At 39.2% G+C, this 24,629-nt stretch carries 20 protein-coding genes and 1 pseudogene; 13 read left to right on the top strand and 8 right to left on the bottom strand.

Going from position 1 to position 24,629, the window contains the following annotated elements; all coding sequences use genetic code 11:
• Window positions 1-64: 64 nt before the first annotated feature.
• From E4T92_RS02970 to E4T92_RS02945, 6 genes are all read left to right on the top strand, one after another.
• On the top strand, window positions 65-1,831 hold the full coding sequence (locus tag E4T92_RS02970; protein WP_135093379.1) for a Lon protease family protein: 1,767 nt from the start codon (window positions 65-67) through the stop codon (window positions 1,829-1,831).
• 232 nt (window positions 1,832-2,063) lie between these two features.
• Window positions 2,064-2,597: a bifunctional 3-hydroxydecanoyl-ACP dehydratase/trans-2-decenoyl-ACP isomerase gene (gene fabA, locus E4T92_RS02965; protein ID WP_135093378.1), complete on the top strand. Its 534-nt coding sequence runs from the start codon at window positions 2,064-2,066 to the stop codon at window positions 2,595-2,597.
• 203 nt (window positions 2,598-2,800) lie between these two features.
• Window positions 2,801-4,396, top strand: coding sequence for an L-lactate permease (locus E4T92_RS02960; protein ID WP_135093377.1), 1,596 nt, complete (start codon window positions 2,801-2,803; stop codon window positions 4,394-4,396).
• 97 nt (window positions 4,397-4,493) lie between these two features.
• On the top strand, window positions 4,494-5,225 hold the full coding sequence (locus tag E4T92_RS02955; RefSeq protein WP_077540847.1) for a (Fe-S)-binding protein: 732 nt from the start codon (window positions 4,494-4,496) through the stop codon (window positions 5,223-5,225).
• 1 nt (window position 5,226) lies between these two features.
• Window positions 5,227-6,633: a LutB/LldF family L-lactate oxidation iron-sulfur protein gene (locus tag E4T92_RS02950; RefSeq protein ID WP_135093376.1), complete on the top strand. Its 1,407-nt coding sequence runs from the start codon at window positions 5,227-5,229 to the stop codon at window positions 6,631-6,633.
• Between the two features lie 6 nt (window positions 6,634-6,639).
• Complete coding sequence (locus E4T92_RS02945) at window positions 6,640-7,341, top strand: lactate utilization protein C (RefSeq protein WP_135093375.1); 702 nt, start codon at window positions 6,640-6,642, stop codon at window positions 7,339-7,341.
• 82 nt (window positions 7,342-7,423) lie between these two features.
• On the opposite strand, the pseudogene ybaK reads toward E4T92_RS02945, so the two are convergent.
• Window positions 7,424-7,900, bottom strand: a pseudogene (gene ybaK, locus E4T92_RS02940) (Cys-tRNA(Pro) deacylase).
• Between the two features lie 57 nt (window positions 7,901-7,957).
• On the opposite strand from ybaK, the gene E4T92_RS02935 reads away from it, so the two are divergent.
• From E4T92_RS02935 to E4T92_RS02925, 3 genes are read left to right on the top strand one after another with little or no spacing between them, the layout of a single operon-like run.
• A complete protein-coding gene (locus E4T92_RS02935; RefSeq protein ID WP_135093374.1) occupies window positions 7,958-8,911 on the top strand; it encodes an oxidoreductase in 954 nt (317 codons plus the stop codon).
• Between the two features lie 16 nt (window positions 8,912-8,927).
• Complete coding sequence (locus tag E4T92_RS02930; RefSeq protein ID WP_228063534.1) at window positions 8,928-10,223, top strand: NCS2 family permease; 1,296 nt, start codon at window positions 8,928-8,930, stop codon at window positions 10,221-10,223.
• Between the two features lie 56 nt (window positions 10,224-10,279).
• Window positions 10,280-10,636: a DsrE/DsrF/TusD sulfur relay family protein gene (locus tag E4T92_RS02925; RefSeq protein WP_135093372.1), complete on the top strand. Its 357-nt coding sequence runs from the start codon at window positions 10,280-10,282 to the stop codon at window positions 10,634-10,636.
• Between the two features lie 32 nt (window positions 10,637-10,668).
• Here E4T92_RS02925 and E4T92_RS02920 read toward each other — a convergent pair whose 3' ends face one another.
• Entirely contained in the window at window positions 10,669-10,863 is a 195-nt protein-coding gene (locus E4T92_RS02920) for a YnbE family lipoprotein (protein ID WP_135093371.1), read from the bottom strand.
• Window positions 10,847-13,588 carry a YdbH family protein gene (locus E4T92_RS02915; protein WP_135093370.1) on the bottom strand — a complete coding sequence of 914 codons (2,742 nt, stop codon included), beginning with the start codon at window positions 13,586-13,588 and terminating at the stop codon, window positions 10,847-10,849. The genes E4T92_RS02920 and E4T92_RS02915 overlap by 17 nt, the downstream gene beginning before the upstream one ends.
• Window positions 13,589-13,722: 134 nt before the next feature.
• Between E4T92_RS02915 and recB the strand changes: the two genes are divergently transcribed.
• The 3 genes from recB to grxB are packed head-to-tail and all read left to right on the top strand — an operon-like array spanning window position 13,723 to window position 19,926.
• The gene (gene recB / locus E4T92_RS02910; protein ID WP_135093369.1) at window positions 13,723-17,337 is read left to right on the top strand and encodes an exodeoxyribonuclease V subunit beta; all 3,615 of its coding nucleotides are present in this window, start codon (window positions 13,723-13,725) and stop codon (window positions 17,335-17,337) included.
• Window positions 17,337-19,277, top strand: a complete 1,941-nt coding sequence (gene recD, locus E4T92_RS02905; RefSeq protein ID WP_135093368.1) for an exodeoxyribonuclease V subunit alpha — start codon at window positions 17,337-17,339, stop codon at window positions 19,275-19,277. The genes recB and recD overlap by 1 nt, the downstream gene beginning before the upstream one ends.
• 1 nt (window position 19,278) lies before the next feature.
• Entirely contained in the window at window positions 19,279-19,926 is a 648-nt protein-coding gene (grxB, locus tag E4T92_RS02900) for a glutaredoxin 2 (protein WP_135093367.1), read from the top strand.
• A 48-nt stretch (window positions 19,927-19,974) separates the two neighbouring features.
• Here the strand turns inward: grxB and E4T92_RS02895 are convergent, their stop codons facing one another.
• Window positions 19,975-20,457 (bottom strand): Dps family protein, encoded by a 483-nt coding sequence (locus tag E4T92_RS02895; RefSeq protein ID WP_135093366.1) that lies wholly within the window; start codon window positions 20,455-20,457, stop codon window positions 19,975-19,977.
• A gap of 292 nt (window positions 20,458-20,749) precedes the next feature.
• Here E4T92_RS02895 and cdd point away from each other — a divergent pair, with 292 nt between their 5' ends.
• Window positions 20,750-21,628, top strand: a complete 879-nt coding sequence (gene cdd / locus E4T92_RS02890; protein ID WP_135093365.1) for a cytidine deaminase — start codon at window positions 20,750-20,752, stop codon at window positions 21,626-21,628.
• Between the two features lie 30 nt (window positions 21,629-21,658).
• Here the strand turns inward: cdd and E4T92_RS02885 are convergent, their stop codons facing one another.
• The 4 genes from E4T92_RS02885 to ureE form a co-directional block, all read right to left on the bottom strand.
• Window positions 21,659-22,477: an urease accessory protein UreD gene (locus E4T92_RS02885; protein WP_135093364.1), complete on the bottom strand. Its 819-nt coding sequence runs from the start codon at window positions 22,475-22,477 to the stop codon at window positions 21,659-21,661.
• Window positions 22,478-22,574: 97 nt separating this feature from the next.
• Window positions 22,575-23,210: an urease accessory protein UreG gene (gene ureG, locus E4T92_RS02880; protein ID WP_105878871.1), complete on the bottom strand. Its 636-nt coding sequence runs from the start codon at window positions 23,208-23,210 to the stop codon at window positions 22,575-22,577.
• 148 nt (window positions 23,211-23,358) lie between these two features.
• Window positions 23,359-24,066, bottom strand: coding sequence for an urease accessory protein UreF (locus E4T92_RS02875; RefSeq protein WP_135093363.1), 708 nt, complete (start codon window positions 24,064-24,066; stop codon window positions 23,359-23,361).
• Entirely contained in the window at window positions 24,051-24,602 is a 552-nt protein-coding gene (gene ureE, locus E4T92_RS02870) for an urease accessory protein UreE (protein WP_135093362.1), read from the bottom strand. Before ureE ends, E4T92_RS02875 begins: the two co-directional genes overlap by 16 nt.
• Window positions 24,603-24,629: the final 27 nt, after the last annotated feature.

Below are 24,629 nucleotides of genomic sequence, written 5' to 3'. Positions count from 1 at the left end.
CTAATTTTTATAATGAATATAAATATGAGATAATGCGGTCAGTTTTATTAATGAGAATCCAACAGTGAGTTCATCTTTTCTTCAAGAGCAATCCCTGTCTTGGGATGTATTACAACCGCAATTAGCGATCGTCGAACCAGCAGTACAATCTTTTGATTTTTGGACATTACAGCCGATAGCTCAAAAGGCTCTTTCCTTGTTTTTGAATCATCCAACTCGTTCCTTAATGATGCTAAAAGCTGATGATAAAGCGGATTATTCTGAGTTATTAGTGCCTGTTATTAGGCAAATGCTTCCCCAAGAGCGGTCAATTTTTGGCGTGAATTATCGCGTGGAACAGGGGAATTCTTTCTCATTTCCTCGAATTGATCTAGAGCCGGCAACATCCTTGGAAGATAACTTTGCCAGTGCAGGGGAGGTACTAAGTGCATTATATTGTGATCAGTTTCAACTTTTTGGCAATGTAAAAATACACCCAAGATCGCAAGATATTCAGCTTACTTCGGGGCTTATTCATCAGGCAAACGGTGGCGTGTTGATTCTGAATGCTTCAACTTTATTGGCTCAGTTTGATTTATGGCAACGTTTAAAACATATTCTACAAACTCAGCGATTTGACTGGTATTCAGCGCACCCTTACAAATCCCTCCCATGTGATATTCCGAGCTATTCACTCAATACGAAAGTGATCGTGCTTGGTAATCGTACAGAACTTGCTACGCTCGGAGAATTGGACGAGGATTTATACCATTTTGCAGATTATGCCGAAATTGAAAGTTATCTCTCTATGGCGGGGGTAAATGAACAAAAAAGTTGGGTAGGTTATGTTCAGCATCTTGCAAAAGAAAGTGGGTTAACATTAGATTTTTCTTCATTTAACAAGTTATATCAGCTTTTAGTAAGGGAAAGTGAAAGCCGCTTTTTAATTAATGCTTCCCCAGCGGTATTGAAAAATATGTTGTTAAATGCAGTGACATTTTCACAAAAAAACGCCTTAAGTGCGGTTGATTTTGAAAGGGTTTTTCTACAACAAACACGGCAACAGGGTTTCTTAAGAGAACAAACCTATGCTGATATTCTCAATGAGCAAGTTTATGTGGAAACAGATGGGGAAATTGTGGGGCAAATTAATGGTTTGTCTGTCATTGAGTATCCGGGGACACCGGTGAAATTTGGTGAACCTTCACGTATTAGTTGTATTGTACAATTTGGTGAGGGGGAAGTGGTTGATGTGGAACGTAAAAATGAGCTTGCGGGTAATTTACACAGTAAAGGCATGATGATTGCTCAAGCTTGTTTATCTAATATTTTGGAATTTCCGTCACAGTTACCTTTCTCGGCTTCTTTGGTTTTTGAACAATCCTATGGTGAAATTGACGGTGATAGTGCGTCACTTGCTATTTTCTGTGTGCTTGTGAGTGCCTTGGCGGATTTACCTTTACCGCAACATATTGCAATGACAGGTGCGATTGATCAATTCGGGTTGATTCATGCAGTTGGCGGCGTGAATGACAAAATTGAAGGTTTTTTTGCAATTTGCCAGCGACGGGGTTTAACAGGTAAACAAGGGGTGATTATTCCCACCACAACCATTCAGCAACTTAGTCTTTCTGATGAAGTAGTAAGTGCGGTCAAAAATGGGGAGTTTTTCATTTTTCCGGTAGAAGATATTTATCAATCCTGTGAATTGGTTTTTCAGCGTGATTTAATTGGGGAAGAGACTAAAAGCTATGAAGATAGTAAAATCCCGATTTCTCGTTTAATTCAACAACGTATAGATTTTCGTGCTGAGCCAACAAAGAAAAGTCTGTTTAATTTTTTTCGATTTTAGGGGCGATGGGCGCTTTTATCGACAACAAAGATAAACACTAAGTCTAAATTTTTATGATTTTTTAAGAGCAAACAATGGTTTGCTCTCATTTTTTGTATTTTATAATTTATTGATTTTAGACTGCTCTGACTAGTTCAGCTAACACTTGTTTTCTATTTACACTTATTTTTATTCCCTTTAGAATGCTATTTATCGGTGATTTGGTGAATTTAAACAATATTAAGGAATAAAAATGCAAAACGCTTGTACACTAAATAAGAAGGAAAGTTATAATTACGAAGATTTACTTGCCTCAGGTCGTGGAGAGTTATTTGGCTCAGAAGGACCACAGCTTCCTGCACCAACAATGTTGATGATGGATCGTATTGTCAATATGACAGAATTTGGTGGTATTTTTGACAAAGGTTATATTGAAGCAGAGTTAGATATTCATCCTAAGCTTCCTTTTTTTAATTGTCATTTTATTGGTGATCCTGTTATGCCGGGCTGTTTAGGCTTAGATGCCATGTGGCAGCTTGTTGGTTTCTTTCTTGGTTGGATTGGTGGAAAAGGGAAAGGGCGTGCATTAGGTGTGGGAGAAGTGAAATTTACCGGTCAAATTTTGCCAACAGCGAAGAAAGTTATTTATCGTATTAATATGAAGCGTGTGATTAACCGCAAATTAGTTATGGGAATGGCAGATGGCGAGGTTGAAGTGGATGGACGAGTGATCTACACTGCAAAGGATCTGAAAGTTGGGTTATTCCAAGACACATCGAATTTTTAATCTCATTCAAACTTGTATCTTATATGTTAATAACTCGTTATGAGTAGATTTTTATGTTTTGATGCTAAGCACATATTTTTACATTAAAAATCAAATTTAAAAATGTGACGAATTTCACAAAATTTCAACATTTTGCTTTTTTTGTTTAATACTTTTCTCTAAAATCGCCAAAGATTTTTATTTGTTATTTTAGAGGGGGGCTTATGGCTCTATTTTTAAGTATTTTTCCAATTGTTCTACTCATTTATTTAATGGTAAAGCGTAATGCTTTACCTTCTTACCTTGCTCTACCTTGGATCGCAGTTGTTGTTCTAATTATTCAATTAATCTTTTTTGGTACAGATATTAGTATTGTGAGTGCGAATATTGCATCAGCATTGGTGGCAGTTCAAACACCTATCACTGTCATTTTTGGTGCAATTTTATTTAATCGTTTCTCTGAAGTGTCTGGGGCGACAGATACTTTACGTAAATGGCTAGGCAGTATTAATCCTAATCCGGTAGCACAAATTATGATTATTGGATGGGCATTTGCATTTATGATTGAGGGCGCAAGTGGATTTGGTACGCCGGCTGCAATTGCAGCTCCAATATTAGTAGGCTTAGGTTTTCCTCCGTTACGGGTTGCGATGTTGGCGTTAGTGATGAACTCTGTGCCGGTTTCATTTGGTGCGGTAGGAACACCGACTTGGTTTGGATTTGGTCCTTTGCAATTGGCAGAGGCTCAAATTTTAGAAATCGGTTCAATGACATCCTTAATTCATGCTTTTGCAGCATTAGTCATTCCGCTGATGGCATTAAGTTTAATTGTCAGTTGGAGTGAAATTCGTAAAAACCTCATTTTTATTTATATCAGTGTGTTTGCTTGTGTGATCCCATATATGTTGTTGGCACAAGTAAACTACGAGTTTCCATCTTTAGTCGGTGGTGCAATTGGTTTATTTGTCTCCGTTATTGTTGCGAATAAAGGGATTGGATTGTCTAAAGTAGAAAATACTTTGGATAGCTCTTCGGTTTCTTTTGGACAAGTGGCAAAAGCGTTGTTTCCAACCGGTATGCTTATCGCTATTTTAATTGTTACACGTATTCAACAATTACCGTTTAAATCAATGATGAATGATGCGACATCTTGGTTTAGTGCACAGCTCGGTTCTCTCGGTTTATTTGATGTAAGTTATGGCTTGATTTTCAGCTTGAAAAACATTTTTGGTACATCAATTAATGCGAGTTATAAGCTGCTTTATGTTCCGGCATTAATCCCGTTTGTCGTCACTGTATTAATTGCTGTGCCGGTGTTTGCTTTATCTATGTCAAAAACAAAAGATATTTTTGTGACGAGTTTTAAACAAACTAAGAATCCGTTTTTTGCATTAGTCGGTGCATTGGTTATGGTGAATTTAATGCTAGTAGGTGGTGATAATTCAATGGTTAAAATCATTGGTCAAAGTTTTGCCCACGCAACAGGTGAATATTGGACATTGTTTGCCTCTTATTTAGGGGCGGTTGGTGCATTTTTCTCCGGTTCAAACACCGTGTCTAATTTAACTTTCGGTAGTGTTCAGCTTTCAACTGCTGAATTAACAGGACTTTCTGCCTCTTTAATTCTTGCCTTACAATCTGTTGGTGGTGCAATGGGTAATATGGTGTGTATTAATAATATTGTTGCAGTGAGTTCAGTATTGAATATTGATAAACAGGAAGGCACAATCATTAAGAAAACCGTGGTGCCAATGATTGTTTACGGTATTATTGCTGCTTTAGTAGCACTCTTTATTATCCCGGTGTTCTATGTGGTATAATACGAATTAATAGGGATTAAAAGAACAAGCGGTTGTGTTTGTGGTATATTTAAAACATTCCGCTTGTTTTTATTTATGTTTTCTATACGGAGTGATTATGAATGTTAATTTTTATGTAACCTGTATTGCGGATGTCGTCAAAGCAGGTGTGGCTAAAAACACCGTTTTATTACTGGAAAAATTAGGATGTCAGGTTATTTTTCTAGAAAAGCAAAGTTGTTGCGGGCAACCGGCATTAAATAGTGGTTATACAAAACAAGCCTTGCCGGGGATGAAAAATTTAGTGGAAACATTTGAAGTGAATGATTATCCCATTGTCGCTCCGGCAGGATCTTGTGTTTCGGCGATTAAGCATTATGCGGAATATTTTGAACAATTCGGTGAATTGCAATGGGCAAAGCGAGCCGAAAAAGTTGCAAAACGCTTTTATGATTTAACAGATTTTATCGTTAATGTATTAGGTATCACCGATGTTGGTGCAAGCCTACCGGGAAAAGCTGTTTACCATCCTTCTTGTAGCCTTTTCCGTAAGTTAGGTATTGTTAATGAACCTTTAACCTTACTAAAAAATGTGAAAGGTTTAGAGCTATTACCGATTAAAAACCAACAAACTTGTTGTGGTTTTGGCGGAACCTTCTCAGTCAAAATGGCTGAAATTTCCGGGGAAATGGTAACAGAAAAAGTCGATCATATTGTAGAAGTTGAACCGGATTATTTGATCGGTGCTGATGTAAGCTGCTTACTTAATATTGGTGGGCGTTTAAGCAGAGAAGGAAAAAATATTAAAGTTATGCATATTGCTGAAGTATTGATGCAGGAGGAAAAATAAAATGTCGTTAAAAACGAGTAATCTTGCTTTCAAAAAACGTGTGGATAATCAAATTCACAATGAGGTGATGCGAAAAGCCGTCGTAAAAGCACAAGAAACGATAGGTGCTAATCGTCAAAAAATGGTAGATGAATTGGGACATTGGGAAGAATGGCGGGATTTGTCTAAACAAATTCGTAATCATGTTCTAGCCAATTTAGATGCTTATCTTTATCAGCTAAGTGAAAAAGTACAGCAAAATGGCGGAAAGGTTTATTTTGCTGAAACTGCAGAAGAAGCGACCGCTTATATTCGTCAAATTGCACTAGAAAAGCAGGCGAAAAAGATTGTCAAGTCAAAATCCATGGTAACAGAAGAAATCGGTTTGAATGATGTTTTAGAGAAGGAAGGAATAAAAGTCGTTGAAACAGATTTAGGTGAATATTTATTACAAATCGTAGGTGATAAACCCTCTCATATTGTTGTTCCCGCAATACACAAAGATCGTTATAAGATCCGTCAGGAATTACACGAACAATTGGGATATAACGGATCCGAAACACCGGAAGAAATGACCGCTTTTATTCGTCAGGTAATCCGTAAAGATTTCTTAGAAGCTGATATTGGTATTAGTGGGTGTAATTTTGCCGTAGCGGAAACCGGCTCTGTTTGTTTAGTGACCAATGAAGGGAATTTACGTTTAGCAACAACGGTGCCTAAAACCCATATTGCCGTCATGGGGATGGAACGATTAGCACCGACGTTTAAAGAAGTGGATGTTCTCATCACTATGTTAGCTCGCAGTGCGGTAGGCGCTAAATTAACAGCTTATAACACATGGCTTACAGGTCCCCGTCTAGAAGGTGAAACAGATGGACCGGAAGAGTTCCATTTAGTTATTGTTGATAATGGCCGCTCTAAAATTTTAGAAAGTGAATTTAAAGAAGTATTGCGTTGTATTCGTTGCGGTGCATGTTTAAATACTTGTCCTGCATACCGCCAAATTGGCGGGCATGGATATGGTTCGATTTACCCAGGGCCAATTGGCTCCGTAATTTCACCATTATTAGGTGGATATGAGGAATTTAAAGAATTGCCTTATGCTTGTTCTTTGTGTACGGCTTGTAATTCAGTATGTCCGGTTAAAATTCCACTTGCACAGCTTATTTTGAAGCATCGTGAACATATGGCACAAACGGGTATTACCCCTGCAGCGGAACGTCTGTCTATTTTTGGTTTTACCTTTGCTAATGCTCATCCCTCAGTTTGGAAGGTCGGGGTTAATGTTGGTGCGAAGGTGGCAGGGAAATTGATCAAAAACGGTAAGGTGCCGGTGCAAATGGGGGCTTTAGCTGAATGGACAAAAGCACGTGATTTACCTACACCGGAAGGTCAGAGTTTCCGTGAATGGTTTAAAAATAGAGGATAAGCAAAGATGGATTTACAAAATCGTGAACAGTTTCTAACTAAATTAGTGAAACGAATGGGGAAATCAACTTGGCAAACTTCACCGGAACCTATGCCGGCGTTAGTGAATGATTATCCGATGACACGTTTAACAGAGCTTAGTCAAGAACAACTATGCAACGAGTTTATTAACTTTGCCAAAGTTATGATGGCTGATGTGGTTGTGGAGAAAGAAAATGCTGTTCCACAAGCGGTTATTGAAATTTGTGAAAAATATGGTGGTGGGCAAATTATTTTGAATAATGACGCACGCCTTGTGGCATTAGGGGTAATGTCAGCTATTCAAGGCAAGTATGATCACCATATTTGGGATGAGATGAAGAGCGAAAGTAATATTCAATATGCTGAACAAGCGAATATTGGTATTGTTTACGCTGAGTATGGGCTTGCTGAATCTGGTGGTATTGTATTGTTTTCTGATAAACAGTTTGGGCGTTCAGTGAGTTTATTGCCGGAAAAATCCATTGTTGTCGTACGTAAAAGTTGTGTATTACCAAGAGTTGCACAGTTAGCAAAAATTTTGGATGATAAAGCGAAGCAAGGGGAACGAATGCCATCTTGTGTCAATATTATTTCAGGGCCAAGTGCCACAGCAGATATTGAATTAATTAAAGTTGTTGGCGTACACGGCCCGGTCTCTAAAATTTATTTAGTTATTGATGACCTTTGATTATCTAAAAAAGCTTACCCTTGGGTAAGCTTTTTATCATCTTGAATATGGGATAAAGGTTGTCAAAAAGTTGAACAAAATATTAAGGCTCATCCACAATATCGGTAAACTCAGCGCCTAGCAATTTTGAAAGATCCGTTGCCGCCAATTCCACGCTTAGGCCTCGTTTTCCACCGGATACATAAATACTATCAAAGGTAAGTGCGGTCGAATTTATCACTGTTTTTAGGCGTTTCTTTTGTCCAATAGGACTAATCCCTCCCACTAAATATCCTGTACTTTTTTGTGCGAAATCTTTATCCGCCATCTCCACTTTTTTACCCCTATAGCTTTCGCTGCTTTTTTAGGTTTAGCATATTGGCTGTCGGTAAAAAAAACAGGCGAGTTTCTTTTGATCACCGTTCTCAGCCACAAGTAATGTTTTGAAAGAACGATGAGGATCAATACCTAGTTTTTCTGCTGCTTCATCACCAAAGTGAGTATTGTTGGGATTGTGATCATAAGTGTGAAGAATAAAAGGAATTTTCTGTTTTTTAAGTAAATCAATTGCGGGTGTCATTTTATTTCTAGCCCTTTTTTTGTAGAATGGTCTGCTTATTTTATAGCGGAGAAAAAAATGGATGCAAGCCTAAATATTGCCATTGCGGCAGAATTTGAATTGTGCGAAAGAATTGTTGAGTCTCTTGAAGAAAGTGAACTCAATATTGCTAAAGTTACCGTGGTTGAAATTTATCCTTTTGAAGAAGAGCAAGGAATTCGCTTTAAAAATAAAAGCGTTACTCAGTGTTCATCAAAGGAAATGGATTGGGGCGAATTGGATTATCTCTTTTTCGCAGGCAATATTGAACAAGTATCCCATATCGCAGAGGCAGCGGAACAGGGATGCGTAGTGATTGATATGAAAGGGATATGTAGCACACTTTCTGATGTACCCGTTGTCGTGCCAAGCATTAATGAGGAAAACCTTATTGCATTAAGACAGCGTAATATTGTTAGTTTGCCGGATCCTCAGGTGAGTCAACTTGCTTTGGCAATTTACCCTGTATTACAAACATCTCATCTCACAAAAATCTTCACGACATCTTTACTTCCAGCCTCTTATCAAAATGTTGAGACTGTCACAAAACTGGCGGGGCAAACCGCCCGATTATTAAATGGCATTCCGTTGGATGAGGGAGAGACTCGTTTAGCGTTCAATGTTTATCCACAAAGTACGTTATCATTATCACAACAGTTTCAAAAAATTTTCCCTCAATTAGAGGCGGTGGTATTTCATGCTGTTCAAGCCCCCGTATTCTACGGGATGGCTCAAAAAGTGAGCGTGCTTTCAGATTATGAGATAGATTTTCAACCTCAAGAGAATGAATTCGTACAATATCATGAACATTTTATTACTCCGGTTATGAGTGCTGAGATTGAAAGTGAAATTTCCCATGTGAAACTCCATATTAGCCGATTAAGTGCGGTTGAAAATGGGATTGAATTTTGGACTGTTGCAGATGAGCAACGTTTTAATCTTGCCCACCTTTCTGTGAAATTATTAGAAGCAATTTATCATCAAGGTTATTAATTTTTAAGGAATGATTATGTTAGAACGACTTTTCAAATTGCGTGAAAAAGGCTCAAGCACAAGAACCGAGATTATCGCCGGTATTACCACCTTTTTTACCATGGTTTATATTGTTTTTGTGAATCCTTCAATTTTGGGCGATGCGGGGATGGATAAACAGGTTGTGTTTGTGACGACTTGTTTGATCGCCGGCATTGGTACAATGGCAATGGGACTATTCAGTAATCTGCCTATCGCGCTTGCGCCGGCAATGGGGCTTAATGCCTTTTTTGCTTATGTCGTAGTGGGCAAATTAGGCTACTCATGGGAAATTGGAATGGGGACGATTTTCTGGGGCTCGGTGGGATTATTGGTGCTCACCCTGTTTCAAGTGCGTTATTGGCTAATGGCGTCTATCCCGTTGAGTATTCGTGTGGGAATTGGCGCGGGGATTGGCTTCTTTATTGCATTGATTGGTTTTAAAAATATGGGACTTGTGGTAGCAAATCCTGCCACATTAGTGGCATTAGGTGATTTGCATGATCCTAAGGTGCTACTTGGTGTACTGGGCTTTTTTATTATCGTGGTATTAGCTGCCCGCAATATTTTTTCCGGCGTATTGATTTCTATTGCAGTCGTTACGGGGCTTGCACTTTGGTTGGATGATACGGTGATGTTCCAGGGTATTATTTCTATGCCGCCTGCATTAGATACAGTGGTGGGTAAAGTGGATATTGGCGGAGCCTTAGACACGGCATTGCTCGGTATTATTTTTTCATTTTTATTAGTTAATTTATTTGACTCTTCCGGCACTTTATTAGGCGTGACGGACAAGGCCGGAATTAGCGATGAGAAAGGACGTTTCCCAAAAATGAAACAAGCCTTACTGGTGGATAGTGTGAGTGCGGTGGGCGGTTCATATATCGGTACTTCCGCAATCAGCACTTATATCGAAAGTGGCGCCGGGGTCTCCGTGGGCGGACGCACAGGTTTAACGGCAGTAACCGTCGGCGTGTTATTTTTACTGACGATTTTCTTCTCACCACTTACTGCCGTTGTGCCAACTTATGCGACTGCCGGCGCATTGGTCTATGTGGGTATTTTAATGGCATCCAGCCTAATTCGTGTGTCATGGGATGATTTAACAGAAGCAACGCCGGCATTTATTACCGCAGCGATGATGCCTTTCACTTATTCCATCACGGAGGGGATCGCCTTTGGTTTTATCAGCTATTGTATTATGAAAGCCTGCACCGGCCGCATTAAAGAAATCAATGCACCTGTTTGGGTCGTATCGCTTTTATTTATTGCGAAATTTGTTTGGGTAGGTTAATGACAGGGCGAGCCTAAGGTTCGCCCTTTTTATATTCAAAGAAAAAAGGACATATTATGCAAAATATTCTTTTCATCATTCATTCCTCGCCTTATGGGGACGAACATTTTTTTAGTGCATTACGTTTGGCGTTACAATTGCAGGAACAGCATAAAAGTGCGGTCAATTTAAAGCTGTTTTTAATGTCGGATGCGGTGAACGGGGGGCTGGCAAAACAAAATCCGGCGGAAGGGTATCATTTACAGCAAATGCTGGAAATTTTAACGGCTCAAGGGGCAACTGTAAAACTTTGTAAAACCTGTACTAATGCACGTGGTATCACCGAATTACCTTTAGCGGACGGGGTGGAAATCGGTACTCTCGTTGAGTTAGCGGATTGGACTGTTGAGGCGGATAAAGTGTTAAATTTTTAATCAATATGAATGGCTTACATGATGTAAGCCATTTATTTTTTCTCTGATACGGCTTTAGCCTTTTCATCCATCGTGACATTAATATTGTGATCCACCACCACATTCATATTAATGGTGATCCCTTCTTTTGGTGTATCAAGTTGAATGGTTGGTGTGCAACCTGCCAATAGGTTAAGGGAAAATAAAGCAACAACAAAGTGCGGTCGATTTTTAAGGTGTTTTTTCATGTTCTAAATTTTGATAAAGCCGATATTGTAAATTTTGTTCAAACTGAGCGCCGTAGTCAATCATATTCCATAATTCAAACATATTTTCTTGGTGATGATAATTTAATGTAATTGGGTGATGTGTTGCTTTGTTGACATTGAAACCTTTGATTGTTGCGCTCAAATTCATTTGTCCGTTAGAGGTAAGATTAAGACTGGCATGGGAATGGTCAAGTTCCATTTCTTTTAATAAATCCACGATAATACTTTCGGTCCAGCCACCTTTTTTTAATCCCTTTGCCACTTCATCGTTTAATTTAATACGCATTTTACCGCTTTGTTGCAATGTACCATTGCAAATAAGACAGGTGTGATTCTTTAACCAAAAAGGCAATGTCGCATTCATCCGTCCTTCTAAATGGATTTGGTTATATTGTGCCATCGCCATAACCCGACTGAGATCAATGTGATGTAATTTGAGCGTAGCCATTTCACTTTGAGGAAAATTAAGTTTATCTAATGTTACCTCACCATCAAATAATCCGATTCTCACCTTACTCAAGGTAAGCGGTTTTAGTTTAGAATACGGATAAGTACCGGATAAATGAAATACAACATTATTCAGGAATAATGCGCCTTTACGCATATTGTGAACAGAAACCTTAATGGGGTTTTTTGTTGAATTTTGTAAAAGATTATTCTGATAATTTAGCGGAAAATGAATGTCTAAATCCTCAATTTCCCCATCAGGAAAAGAAAGTCCGACCTTATAAAGTTGCAGATTCCCCTTCATCGCAATTCCTTCGTGATCGATATTAAAATTGCCTATGCCTTTAATGTGACCATGATGAATTAACCAGCCCCACTGTTGAGGAAAAAGGGATTGGAATACGTTTACCGATTGTTTTTTCCAGCTAATTTTTCCTTTTAGTGTTTGATTTTCATAACGGGCGAGCAGATCTATCGGACCTAGTGTCCCCGCTTTTAAATCTCCGGCAATATTAAAACGTTCTATACTTTCCCCATCAACACCGACACTAAAAATAGGCTTGGTAAAATGTCCGCCGTAATCAAAGGTAATCCGCTCACTTTTGACTTGTAATAAACCTCGAATGTGTTCTTTCTCATAATCCCAACGTAGTCGATCTTTCAGCTCTAGAAAAAGTGGTGCCATTTTTATACCGTTAGTTTGTATTTTATTTGAAGAAGCCGTGAGTTGATTTAATTCAATATGGCTGCCTTGCCAAAAACCAGTACCTTGTAGATTCACCGACGTTTTTAAGGTTTTCCAATAGACCTTGCCTTGAATCGTCCAATCCCAGCGGTTATTGGCATTGCTTTCCGCATTGTGTAATTTATGTTGTGGATCACGTAGTTCAAAAACGGTTTTGATCCCCGCAATAAATTCATCGGCTTGCCCGTCCAGCTTCACATCAATATCAGAAAATTGTGGTGTGAAACCTTGTAATGTTGCCAATAATCGACCATCTAACCCATATTTACTGATTTGTACATTATCTAAAGGTAAACGCATATGAATACTTGAACCTTGTTGCTGATTATCCATTTTAAAAAGAGATCCCGTATTGAAACGAAGTAAAGGGTCATTAAATGAGCCACCGAGATGATAGCTTAAATTCGTGTGTGCAACTGTATTGTTATAGCGTAAATCACCGCGCGTTTTTAAATTAAAATGGATCTGATCTTGTTTTTCTCCACCACCAATTTCGCCATTTTCCCCAGAAATCACTATCTCGCCTTTACCATACTCACCAAAGGTTTGCACGATGATATTGGTATTAATCCCAAGGGGAAACCAGCCTTTTTGTGGTGTACGTAAGGACAAGCCTAAAAATCCTTTAATAGGTTGATAACCGTCAAAGGTCCAATAAAACGTTCCCCAAGAAATTTCCAGTCCGTTCCGAGTAAAAATAAATGGCACATCCAATAATGGCGATTTTCTTGTGAGATCTTGCGCCTTGATTACGCCATTTTCGCCTTCCCAAGACAATGTTGCTTCGCCGTTATTGACGGAAAAATGAGGGGTTTGCCATGTTAAGGTCATTTCTCCTTTTGGCTGTATTTGTAGAATTTCATCATTTAATTGAAGGTTAAAATCGGATTGATAAGATTGATTCTGTTCCGGTTGATAATTGATTTTTCCTTGCCAAATAAAGTGATTATCCTGAGGGGAAAGAGTAGATTGATGATGTAATGTTAATCCTTTGTCATTTTGAGCGGATAAATTCAGCTGAAATTGATCCTGGTGACGATTTACCATTGCGGAAATATTGGCATTGAGAATGTCCTGCAAAACGGGGGGAATAAGATGGTTACTATTTGAAACTTGAAATTGCTTAATATTAATTTCAAAGCTCGGTATTGTCGCAAAAAGTGCGGTCAATTTTATCGGTGTTTTATCATGGCTACTGGGTATAGTTTGAATACAAGCATAATCGACCACGGCATTTTCAACCGATAAATGGGGTGAAAACCAATCGGTGAGCTGAAGCTGAATATCACGTAGCTTTGCCAGCGTACATTTTCCTGAATTGACTTGCAAAGTAGGGAGTGTTAATGCTTCACTGTTTATTGCCCAATCATCGGATAATTGCACAGAATAATTTGGCGTAAGGAAATAATTTACCACCCGTTCAATTTGTTTTGGCGTGATCCACCAAGGTAAAGAAATTGTTCCGATTAAAAGTATCAACGCCAATAAGGCACAACAGCGACCTTTTCGCATATTTCCCCAATTATCCTGTTTTTGTCGCGGCCTATTGTAACGAAATAATTGCCATTAAAAAATCAATTTAATACATAGCCAAAGCAACAATTCCCCCCTAAAATAACGCTATTTAATCCCACATTTGCGAAACTATGACAACATCAACGCCGCTTAATCCTGTCGCATTACCTTTAAATCAAGTGAATTTGATCGAGGCCTCAGCCGGAACGGGGAAAACTTATACCATTGGTTCTCTCTATCTTCGCCTCTTATTACAAGCAGGAGAAAAGAATTTTTCACGCCCGTTAAATGTCGAAGAGATTTTAGTGGTCACTTTCACGGAAATGGCGACGGAAGAACTAAAGCAAAAAATCCGTGAACGCATCATAGATGCCATTCAAAAATTGTCAGTTTATGCGGAAACGCAGTCAGAAAGCGCTTTTAAAGATGATGATTTTCTGACCGCACTTTCTCAGCATATTGATGATCTTCCCCTTGCTATTCAGCGATTAAAATTGGCGGAACAAAATATGGATCTTGCGGCAATTTTTACCATTCATGGTTTTTGTCGCCGAATGTTAATGCAGTATGCTTTTTATTCCGGTGTCCATTTCAATTTGGAATTAGTAAAAGATCAGTCTGATTTATTGAAACAATTTGCCAATGAATTTTGGCGTGAACATTTTTACCCACAGTCTTTTGCGGTCGCAAATTTTATTGCACAAGAGTTGAAATCGCCGGATAGTGTATTCGCACTACTTAAAAATGATATTGGCAAAAATTTCGATGTTGAATTGGAACATCAAGATCTTCTCGTCTTACCTCTTGAAACGCTTTTAGAAAAAGTGGTGGTACAACGCAATATCATTGATAAATTGAAACAAACATGGCAAGAAAATGAGGGGGAAATTAAAGATTTCATCGCACAGGAACTGCAAGATAAGCGATTAAACGGCAATAAATATCGTGCCAATAATCTGCCCGGTTATTATGCACGAGTGGCGACTTGGGTGAAAAATACAGCAGCACATTCATTGAGTGAAGATATTGTAAAATATTTTACGCAATCAGCTGTGAATGCTAATGCAGCCAAGAACAAAAAGCCAAATTGTTCCACTATTTTAGAAAAATTGGATCACTTGGTTGAAGAATTTGAACATACGCTTTCCCCAGAATTGCTAAAGAAACTTATTCTCTATCATTACCGCCAAGGCATTCAACAAAAACTCCTTAAATATAAACGTAATCATCAAGAAAAGTCTTTTGATGATTTATTACGATTACTTTGTGAAGCCTTACAAAATGAACAGGGCGATCAACTCGCTGAAATGATCCGTTTTCAATATCCCTTTGCCATGATCGATGAATTTCAGGACACGGATGCACAGCAGTATGAGATTTTTTCCAAAATTTATCGAGAAAATCGGCAGAATAATACCGGCTTTATTATGATAGGTGACCCTAAACAGGCGATTTATCGTTTCCGTGGTGCGGATATTTTTACCTATTTAAAGGCTGCCAAACAGGCGGATGAGCGTTTTAGTTTAATGAAAAACTATCGTTCCGAGCAACGAATTGTGGAGGGGATAAACAAATTATTTGATTTTCCTAAATCCCCCTTTATCTATGACAATATTGAATTTACATCGGTAGGGGCAAAAGCGGATCATCGCCAATTTTATTTAAATGGTGAACAGGAACCGGCTTATCGCTTTTATTTGACGGAAAAAAATGATGGAAAATTAGATAAAACAGCACTTGCCCAAACTTGTGCGGTTTCAATTCAACATTGGCTAAAAAGTGCGGCTGAAAATCAGGCAGTTTTTAAGGGGGATGAGGATAGCCAAATTTTACAGGCTGCCAATATTGCCGTTTTGGTGCGTGATAGAAATGAAGCCGCATTAGTGAAAACGGCCTTACAAAAATTAGGCATTGCTTCAGTATTCCTTTCTGATCAAAGTAGCGTGTTTGATAGTCGGGTTGCGAAAGAATTGGTACGAGTTTTGAAAGCCTGTTTGAATGTGACGGAACGATCTATTTTAAATGCGATTGCTACTGCACTTTTTGGTTTAACGGCGGCAGAAATTCACCAAATTCATCATAACGAACAAGATTGGCAACGATGGGCGGATAGTTTTGAGCTGTATCAGCAAATTTGGCAACGACAAGGCGTCTTACCCATGTTGCACCATCTTTTGCTTGAACAAGGCATCGCCGAACGTTTATTGGGTTTACCTACCGGAGAGCGTGATTTAACGGATTTTTTACATCTTGCTGAGATTTTACAGCAAGCCTCTACATTAAATAACAGTGAAGCGGCATTACTGAGTTGGTTTGAAAAACAAATTCGTGGAGAGGGCAGACAAGAAGCACAAATTCGTTTAGAAAGCGAACGTCAGTTAGTCAAAATCGTGACGATTCATAAATCGAAAGGATTGGAATATGATTTAGTTTGGTTACCGTTTTTGGCTGTGCCAAGCCGTGATCTCAATCAATTCGCTAACATTAATCTCTATTACTCAAAAGATAAAGATCGCGTTTTATGGGATATGGAGAATCGTCATTTAGATGAATTGGCAGAGGAAACTTTTGCAGAAGATCTACGTTTGCTTTATGTGGCATTAACCCGGGCGAAGTATCAAATGGCGTTTGCCTTGCCGGCAGAATTTGATAAAAAATGGAATCCGTTTCTTTATGTACTCAGTAGTGGGGAAATTGGGAAGAATTTAGCCCTGTTACAAACTTATTCAAGCAGCTCATTACTTGATGAATTTAAAGTGAATATGTCGAGCATTGCCATTGAACCAGCAGAAAAATTAAATGAATTGCCCTCTCTATCCTTTTCTTTACCTCAGAATGAGCTTGCTGTCTCTTCTTTTCACGGTGAGATCGAGCAAAATTGGCATATCACCAGTTTCACAAGCATAGAGCAAAAACATCGTTGGAGGAATTATCTGAATGACAGTGCGGTAAAAAAATCCGCTGTTTTTGATGAGGCAAAAGATTACGATACACAGATAATCTTGGAAAATTCTTCTGAAAGATTAACCGCACTTTCCAATGACAATCGGTTGCTCATTGCTGAGTTTCCTCATGGCACGCAAGTGGGAATATTGTTACATCGTTATTTAGAAAAAAATGATTTTAATGCACTAACTAATGATGTCGCCCTTGAAAAACTTTGCCAAGAATTGCAGGTGGAAACAGATTTCATCACATTATTACAGCAATGGTTTGAGCAAATTGTGCATACTCCGTTGTCGGCATCTCATGGGATCAAATTAATTGATTTGGCAAAATCCGATTATATCAAAGAGATGTCCTTTTATTTATCCATTCAGGATCATTTTGACGTAGCGGGCTTTAATAAAGCCTTACAATCCCATCATCACTTACCAAGTGACATGCTGCAATTTGAAGATATCCAAGGCATGATCCGTGGCACCATTGATTTGGTTTTCCGCCATCAAGGCAAGTATTATTTGTTGGATTATAAATCTAATTTTCTTGGTGAAAATTGGTCGGATTATTCGCCTAACGCCTTAGAAAAAGCGATGTTACATCATCACTATGATTGGCAATATTTGCTTTATACCTTGGCATTACACCGTTATTTAAAAACCGTCGATAAGAATTATGACTATGAACGAGATTTCGGTGGCGTATTTTATCTTTTCTTGAGGGGAATGAATGGTGAGCCCCAATCCGGAGTGTTTTTTGATCGCCCAAGTGTGCAACTCATCAATGAATTAGAGGAGGTGCTTTAATGCTAAGGCTTTTACAATCATTGAATGAACAAAATATTATCAGTTTAGGCGATTATTATTTTGCCAAACTGATTGCAGATAAGCAGCCGGATAACCTCCCTGAACCGACCAAGCATTTAGCCGTTTTGCTCGCAGCACTTTGTAGTTGGCACTATGCACAAGGTAATACTTGCGTTGAATTGGATAAGGCATTAGAACGGAATTTATTCGGTTTGTTATATCGTGCCACAGAAAGGGATTATCTTGCAGAGATTCAACAAAAAATAGATTTTCTCTCGGTCGAACAATGGCAATCTCATTTACGAGGACATCTTGCATTTACACAAGATCCGATTTCACACATTGCTCCGATGGTTTTTCAATTTAATGCCTTATATTTTTATCGTATCTGGCAAGATGAATACCGTGTAGCACAATATATTAAAAACACCTTAAAAAATAACCGCACTTTGGCCTTTTCTCCTGATGAAGTTCGAGAAAAATTAGCATTGTATTTTCCTCAAAAATCGGCAGAGATTGATTGGCAAAAAGTGGCGGTGGCAACGGCGATTAAAAGTCCATTCACGGTGATTACCGGCGGACCGGGCACCGGAAAAACCACCACCGTGACAAGGCTGTTATTAGTTTTGCAAGAATTATACCAACATCAATTACACATCAAACTCGTTGCGCCAACGGGCAAGGCAGCCTCAAGGTTGGAAGAATCTATCCAAAATGCTTTAGGATTTTTACAACAATCCATGAAATTATCCGATACACTGGTGCAATCTATTCCACAAAAAGCTGAAACATTACATCGCTTGCTTGGTGTCAATGCTCTTAACGATCATTGTCATCACAATGAAAGAAACCCATTACAACTTGATGTTTTAGTGGTGGATGAAACCTCGATGATTGATCTTCCTCTGATGGCAAAATTGATCAATGCTCTAAAACCGGAAACCCGCTTGATTTTATTGGGTGATCAAGCACAGCTTGCTTCTGTGGAGGCAGGGGCTGTGCTAGGCGAGTTGGCACAATGGGTCGAAGAGCCTTATAGCAGGGAACAAGCGAATTATTTACGCCAAACCACAGGGTATAATGTGCCAAGTGCGGCAATCACGAATCCAATGCGTGATAGTTTATGCCATCTCACCTTTAGTCGCCGTTTTGATAAAGATTCCGGCATTGGTAAACTTGCCGAGCAAATCCAACACGGAAATGGGGAAGAAAGCCTTAAGCTATTTTCAGCTTTCCCTCAGGAATTATATTTTAATCCGTTTAATACGGAACAAACTGAAGCGGCTTGGGTGCAACAGGTCGTGCAAAGTGCGGTGGAAAATTATCGTCTTTATTTAACGGAATTGCGAGAATTACAAAGGCAAGGTGTGGATTTCAATCAACGGAATGAAGAAGGTAAAAGCTATGCGGAGGTGATTCAAGCCCATTTTAATTCAATCGGATTTTTGACCGCACTTCGTAACAGTCCGTTAGGTGTGGAAAATCTAAATAAAGAAATCGCTTTAGCATTGCGTCGAGAGTATTTGCTTTGGTTTAGAAATGAGCAAGATTGGTATCTTGGCAAACCGATTATGATCACGGAAAACGATCATAATGTGCGTTTATACAATGGGGATATTGGATTGTGTTTGGCAAAGGGCAAAGTGTGGTTTGGCAATCGTGAGGTACTAACCAGCCGTATTCCTGCTCATGAGTCGGCATTTATTATGACAATCCATAAATCGCAAGGCTCGGAATTTGATCACACACTAATGGTTCTACCGACAGAGCCTAACCCGGTGCTTTCCCGAGAATTAGTGTTTACCGGTGTAACACGAGCCAAAAAATCACTCACCGTTTTTGCCAGTGAAAAAATCTGGAAAATGGCAGTGCGCCAAACCGTAAAACGGCAGAGTGGGTTAGGAAAATTATTAGAAAATTTCAATCAAACAGGAGACTAATATGAAATTATATGCTTATGATCATTGCCCATTTTGTGTGCGTGCAAGAATGATCTTTGGGTTAAAAAATCTGCCTTTTGAACTCGTCATTCTCGCCAATGATGACGAAATCACGCCAACAGGTTTAGTGGGGAAAAAGGTTGTCCCGATTTTAGTCAAAGAAGATGGCACAGCAATGCCGGAAAGTTTGGATATTGTCCGTTATGTAGATGAGCATTTTGGTGAAAAAATGCTTTCTGAACAACTTCGTCCTGAAATTGAGGAATGGGTAAAAACGGTCAGTCGTTACTACAATCATTTACTCATTCCGCGTTTTGTCAAAATGGATCTCGCAGAATTTAAAACCCAAAGTGCGGTGGATTATTTCACTAAAAAGAAAACCGAATCGATCGGGGATTTTCAGCAAAATTTAGATGAAACGGCAAGCTATCTTGTTCGTTTACATCAAGATCTCGAAAATCTTGTGCCTCTGATTAAATCCCCTTCATCATTGAATGATGGGCTTTCTTTGGAAGATATTATTGTTTTCCCAATGTTACGTAATTTAACCTGTGTAGGTGAGATTCAATTCCCTCCGGAAGTGGCGGCATATTTAGAGAAAATGTCCGAGCAGAGTGGGGTGGAGTTGTATTTTGATAAGGCGATTTAATCACAAAAAAACCTGCCAACCGGCAGGTTTTCTTTTTATTAGATTGAATTACGCATGGCAAGTTTGGCAAGCGGCTTTGAACATCCATACCAATTTTTCTTGCTCTTTGATGTAGTCGCTCATTTGAGAAGCGGTACCTTCATCATCGGCATCGCCGGCAAGAGCGAGGATTTCACGTTGTTGATCAAGCAATACTTTTAAGCCTGATAATGTACCGGATAAACAGTCTTGCGCATTGCTTACCGCAATGTCTTCTTGAAGACGGGATACTTTTAAGTATTGGCTGTAAGCATTATTTGGCGTATGACCTAAAGTCAGGATTCGTTCTGCGAGTTCATCAATTTTAGTGATTAAATCTGTATAAATTTCTTCAAATTTTGCATGTAATTCAAAGAAGTTTACACCTTTAATATTCCAGTGATAACCACGCACGTTTGTGTAGAAAATTTGATAAGTGGCAAGTAAATCATTTAATTTGTTTGCTAATTCTGCGGATTGTTCTTTATCTAAGCCGATAGATGTTTTTGACATAATGTTTTCCTCTACATTGTTGATAAACTTTTTACAAACAGAAGCCATCTCGCTTCAAGTGTGGCTATTATACATAATAAAAGTAGGGAATAAAGCCACTTTGTTAGATAGAATTGATAGATTATTTGTATCAATTCTATGTTTTTAAAAAGATTTAACGATTGATTAACAAAATGCCTTTATAACTTCAATTGTGATCTTTTTCACAGATTTTATAAATAGTCGATTGATCCGTTGAGTTTTGATCTACAATAAGTGCGGTTAAATTTTAAGATGTTTTTAAGGAGAACGGATGAAAGAATTAATTAAACACGCACTGCTACAGGATGAGCCATTGAATCAGTCAGTTATAAAAGAACTAGAAGCTGGAAATTGGGCAGGCTTTTTGAGGGCTCAACAAGTGGAACGGACTTGCTTAGATTTTGAATTAGAGCCCTTGCAATTAGCCATACATTTACTTCCTATCGCCGCTTGTTATAGTCATACGGCCGTTTCCCATTTTAATGTTGGGGCGGTGGCAATTGGTCAAAAGGGGGATTTCTACTTTGGCGCAAATCAAGAATTTGCAAATGTAGAAATTCAACAGACTATTCATGCGGAACAAAGTGCGATTAGTCATGCATGGCTGCGTGGAGAAACACAGATTGATCATGTGGTTGTGAATTACACACCTTGTGGGCATTGCCGTCAATTTATGAATGAATTACAAGGCGCAGAAACCTTGCTGATTCATCTTCCTCATCGTTTAAATAACCCTTTACTCCATTATTTACCGGATTCTTTCGGACCAAAAGATCTTAATATTACGGCTCATTTATTAGCCAAAGAAGAACATTATTTGATTGCCGATCATTCTGATGAATTGATTAATCAAGGGATTTTAGCGGCGAATCAATCCCATTGCCCTTATTCCGAAAGCCCACACGGCATTGCAATATTGTTTAAAAATGGGGAAATTATTACCGGACGGTATGCGGAAAATGCAGCCTTTAATCCTAGTTTACCGGCATTACAAACCGCACTGAATTTTGCTTATTTGAATGACAAAAGATTAACGGATATTCAGCGTATTGTGATGGTGGAAAAACCGGCAAAATTGAGTCACAAATCAATGACGGAACAACTTATACGGGCATTGAATTTACCTGTTTTAGAATATGTGACGGTATAAAAATAGGGCAGAGTAATCTGCCCGTTTTACTTAACTTTCCTTTTGGAAATCTTTGGCAAGATTTTGAAACATATCCTGAATTTGCTCGGCGCGATGCCCAAGTACACGCACCATTATTCCTCCATTGTTCAAAAGGGAAGCCCCAACCAGCATAGTTTTTTCTTCCGCAATATGTGCGTGAATGGTTTGTAAAATTGCCTTTAATTCGACCGCACTTTTACCTAGGTTTAGATAAAGTAATGATCCTTGATGGGAATAGTTTTCCATTTGGCTCAATGCGGTGAGAGTCATTGATGAAGGCAGCCATTGAATACAATCTGACACAAGCGGGCGTTTTTTGCCATCATTTTGCAGGGCATAAATTTTCAAATGAGATGAAAATTGACGGAAAGCAAAACGCTCATTATTTAGCACACGCCCAATAGCGATAGTTTCACCGTAAATCAGTTCACTGTTTGGCTGCATGTCAATGATCGTTTTTTGTTTGAAAGCAGCATCTTTATGTAACACCAAGGGATGAGGCAAATAGAATAAACGGCTTTCTTCCGCCAAATGAATTTGTGTGATTTGCTCGGCACAGTCGCCGGCATTCATTGCCTGCACACGGCTGAATGCCTGCGTATTCAACGAAAGTGCGGTGGATTTTGCCAGTGAAATTTGAATATCCAACCGATCCCCTGCCAATATACCCGGTGAGGAAGACATTTGCATGGCATTTAATCCGTTCAACCAAGTACCGGAATAATTCAGTAACGTCATCACTTTGAATGGTGGCGTCGCAAAGTATTCTGCAAGTTGGGTTGTACCCTTGGAAGAAAGTTTAGTGGAAAGTTTGAGTTTACTGTTCATTGTCTAACTTTTAAACACCTCTTTGAAAAGGCTAGGGGGATTTTATTTCTATCAAACCCCTCCCTATACCCCTCTTTTCTTAAAGCAGGTAATATCTTTATCTTACTAACGCTTTTGGCTCTTCCACATTTTTCAATAATGCATATTTTTCGATCCAACCGATCACACCATCGAGATTTTCTTTCTTCATCAAATTAGTGAAAATAAACGGCTGACCATTGCGCATACGACGGGCATCACGTTCCATTATGCTTAAATCTGCCCCCACAAAAGGCGCAAGGTCGGTTTTATTAATCACCAATAAATCCGAACGGGTAATACCCGGCCCGCCTTTACGTGGAATTTTTTCACCTTGTGCCACATCAATCACGAAAATCGTCACATCTGCTAAATCCGGGCTAAAGGTGGCTGAAAGGTTATCACCACCTGATTCAATGAACACGATTTCCACATCAGGGAAACGGGCTACCATTTCATCTACCGCTTCAAGATTCATTGAGGCATCTTCACGGATTGCTGTATGAGGACAGCCGCCGGTTTCCACCCCCATAATCCGCTCTGGCGGAAGTAGGCTGTTTTTTGTTAAAAATTCAGCATCTTCTTGGGTGTAAATATCATTGGTGATCACCGCTACGCTATATTTGCTTGCGATCTCACGGGTGAGTTTTTCGATTAACGCCGTTTTGCCCGCCCCGACCGGGCCGGCTACGCCGATTTTAATGTAATTACGCATTGTTTTTCCTTTTTCTAATGGTTTCCCTCTCCACATCCGGGAAAAGGTGGATAAATTCTTTGGTTTTTTGGAGGGAGAGGGTATGAAACATAATACCGAATTTTTTGCAAAAAATGACCGCTCTTTCCCTCTCCCGTAAACGTACTTTCTACGACATATAAAGTCTTGTATAAAGCTGTTCGTGTTGCATTGCCCGAATATCATTGGCGAGAGTGGCCGCACCAAGCCAGTCAAGATTAGGATTTAAACTTAGTTCTACCGCTTGTTGCAGTGCTTGACGTAAGCCGAACAAAATATCTTGTCCGTCCATTTGGCTTAATGGAATCAGCTTTACCCCATTGGTGATCGCTCCGACCGCTGCATTGTAATAAAAGGCATAGAGCGTATCGGCTTTGGTTAGCCCCATTGCTTGGGCTATCATCGCAAAGACGATAGGGAAGTAGCCTTGAACCAGTTTTTCTGTGATGGCTTGTTGATATGCCATAAGAACAGGATGATTTTCATAGCGAATAAAAATTTTGAGCAACCGCACACCAAGTTTAAAACTGCCTTCACGACTTTCACGTGCCATTTTCGTAGCGGAGAGTTCCCAATCCAATTCGCATAAACGGTTGAAATTGTGGTTTTCCATAGCATTGAAAGCAAGAGAGAGATAAGCCCCGTCATTGTAAATCCAGTTTTGTAATAGCTGGGTGTGAACATAGTCTTCAAGTGTCGCTTTACTTTCCACAATTCTCTGTTGAACGAAGGTTTCCAAACCATTTGAGTGGTTAAATCCGCCAATAGGAAGCGTAGGATCAACTAGATGGAGCAATGCGCCTAAATTAGACAAACTCCGGTTTAATGTTGGTGCCAATTTCCGTCTCCGTGATGGTGGTAGCCATTGTGTGAGTGGTGATGAGAATGTCCGTGACCTTGAGCAGAATTTGCTCGTAATGCTTGGCTTAAACGGCGCTCCGCTTTTTGCGGATTAAATCCTGCTGCCTGTAACCATTCAAACATCGGTTTGTCGTAAGGTAAGGTAACTTCATCGCCATCTAAAAAGAGCGGAGAATGTTTATTACCAATTTCATAACAGGCTCGTGCCATTTCGGGTAAGGTTTTTGGTGAAAGTACGATGACTTCACTTGGCAAAATTTCGATCACGATTGCCAGTTCATTGCTAATAAACACCACATCATTATGTTTCAAGCGTTGTCCTTCTTTGAGCAAACGAAACGCCACTTCACGCCCTGTATTGGTGGTTTTCCGTAAAATATTGCGTTCACTTTCATACCATTGCAATGGTACACGCTCAATGCTTTGAGTGGTAATTTTACCCTCTGTACGAAGGTCGGTTAAATTTCCCAAGATGTTTTCCATAATGGGGAGGATAGGGTTGATGATCTTCATATTTTCCCGATAAAACTAAATATCCCC

It is taken from the genome of Pasteurella sp. WM03 (genome assembly GCF_004570945.1).
Taxonomy (GTDB): Bacteria; Pseudomonadota; Gammaproteobacteria; order Enterobacterales; family Pasteurellaceae; genus Rodentibacter.
This window is presented reverse-complemented; position numbering and strand designations above follow the sequence as displayed.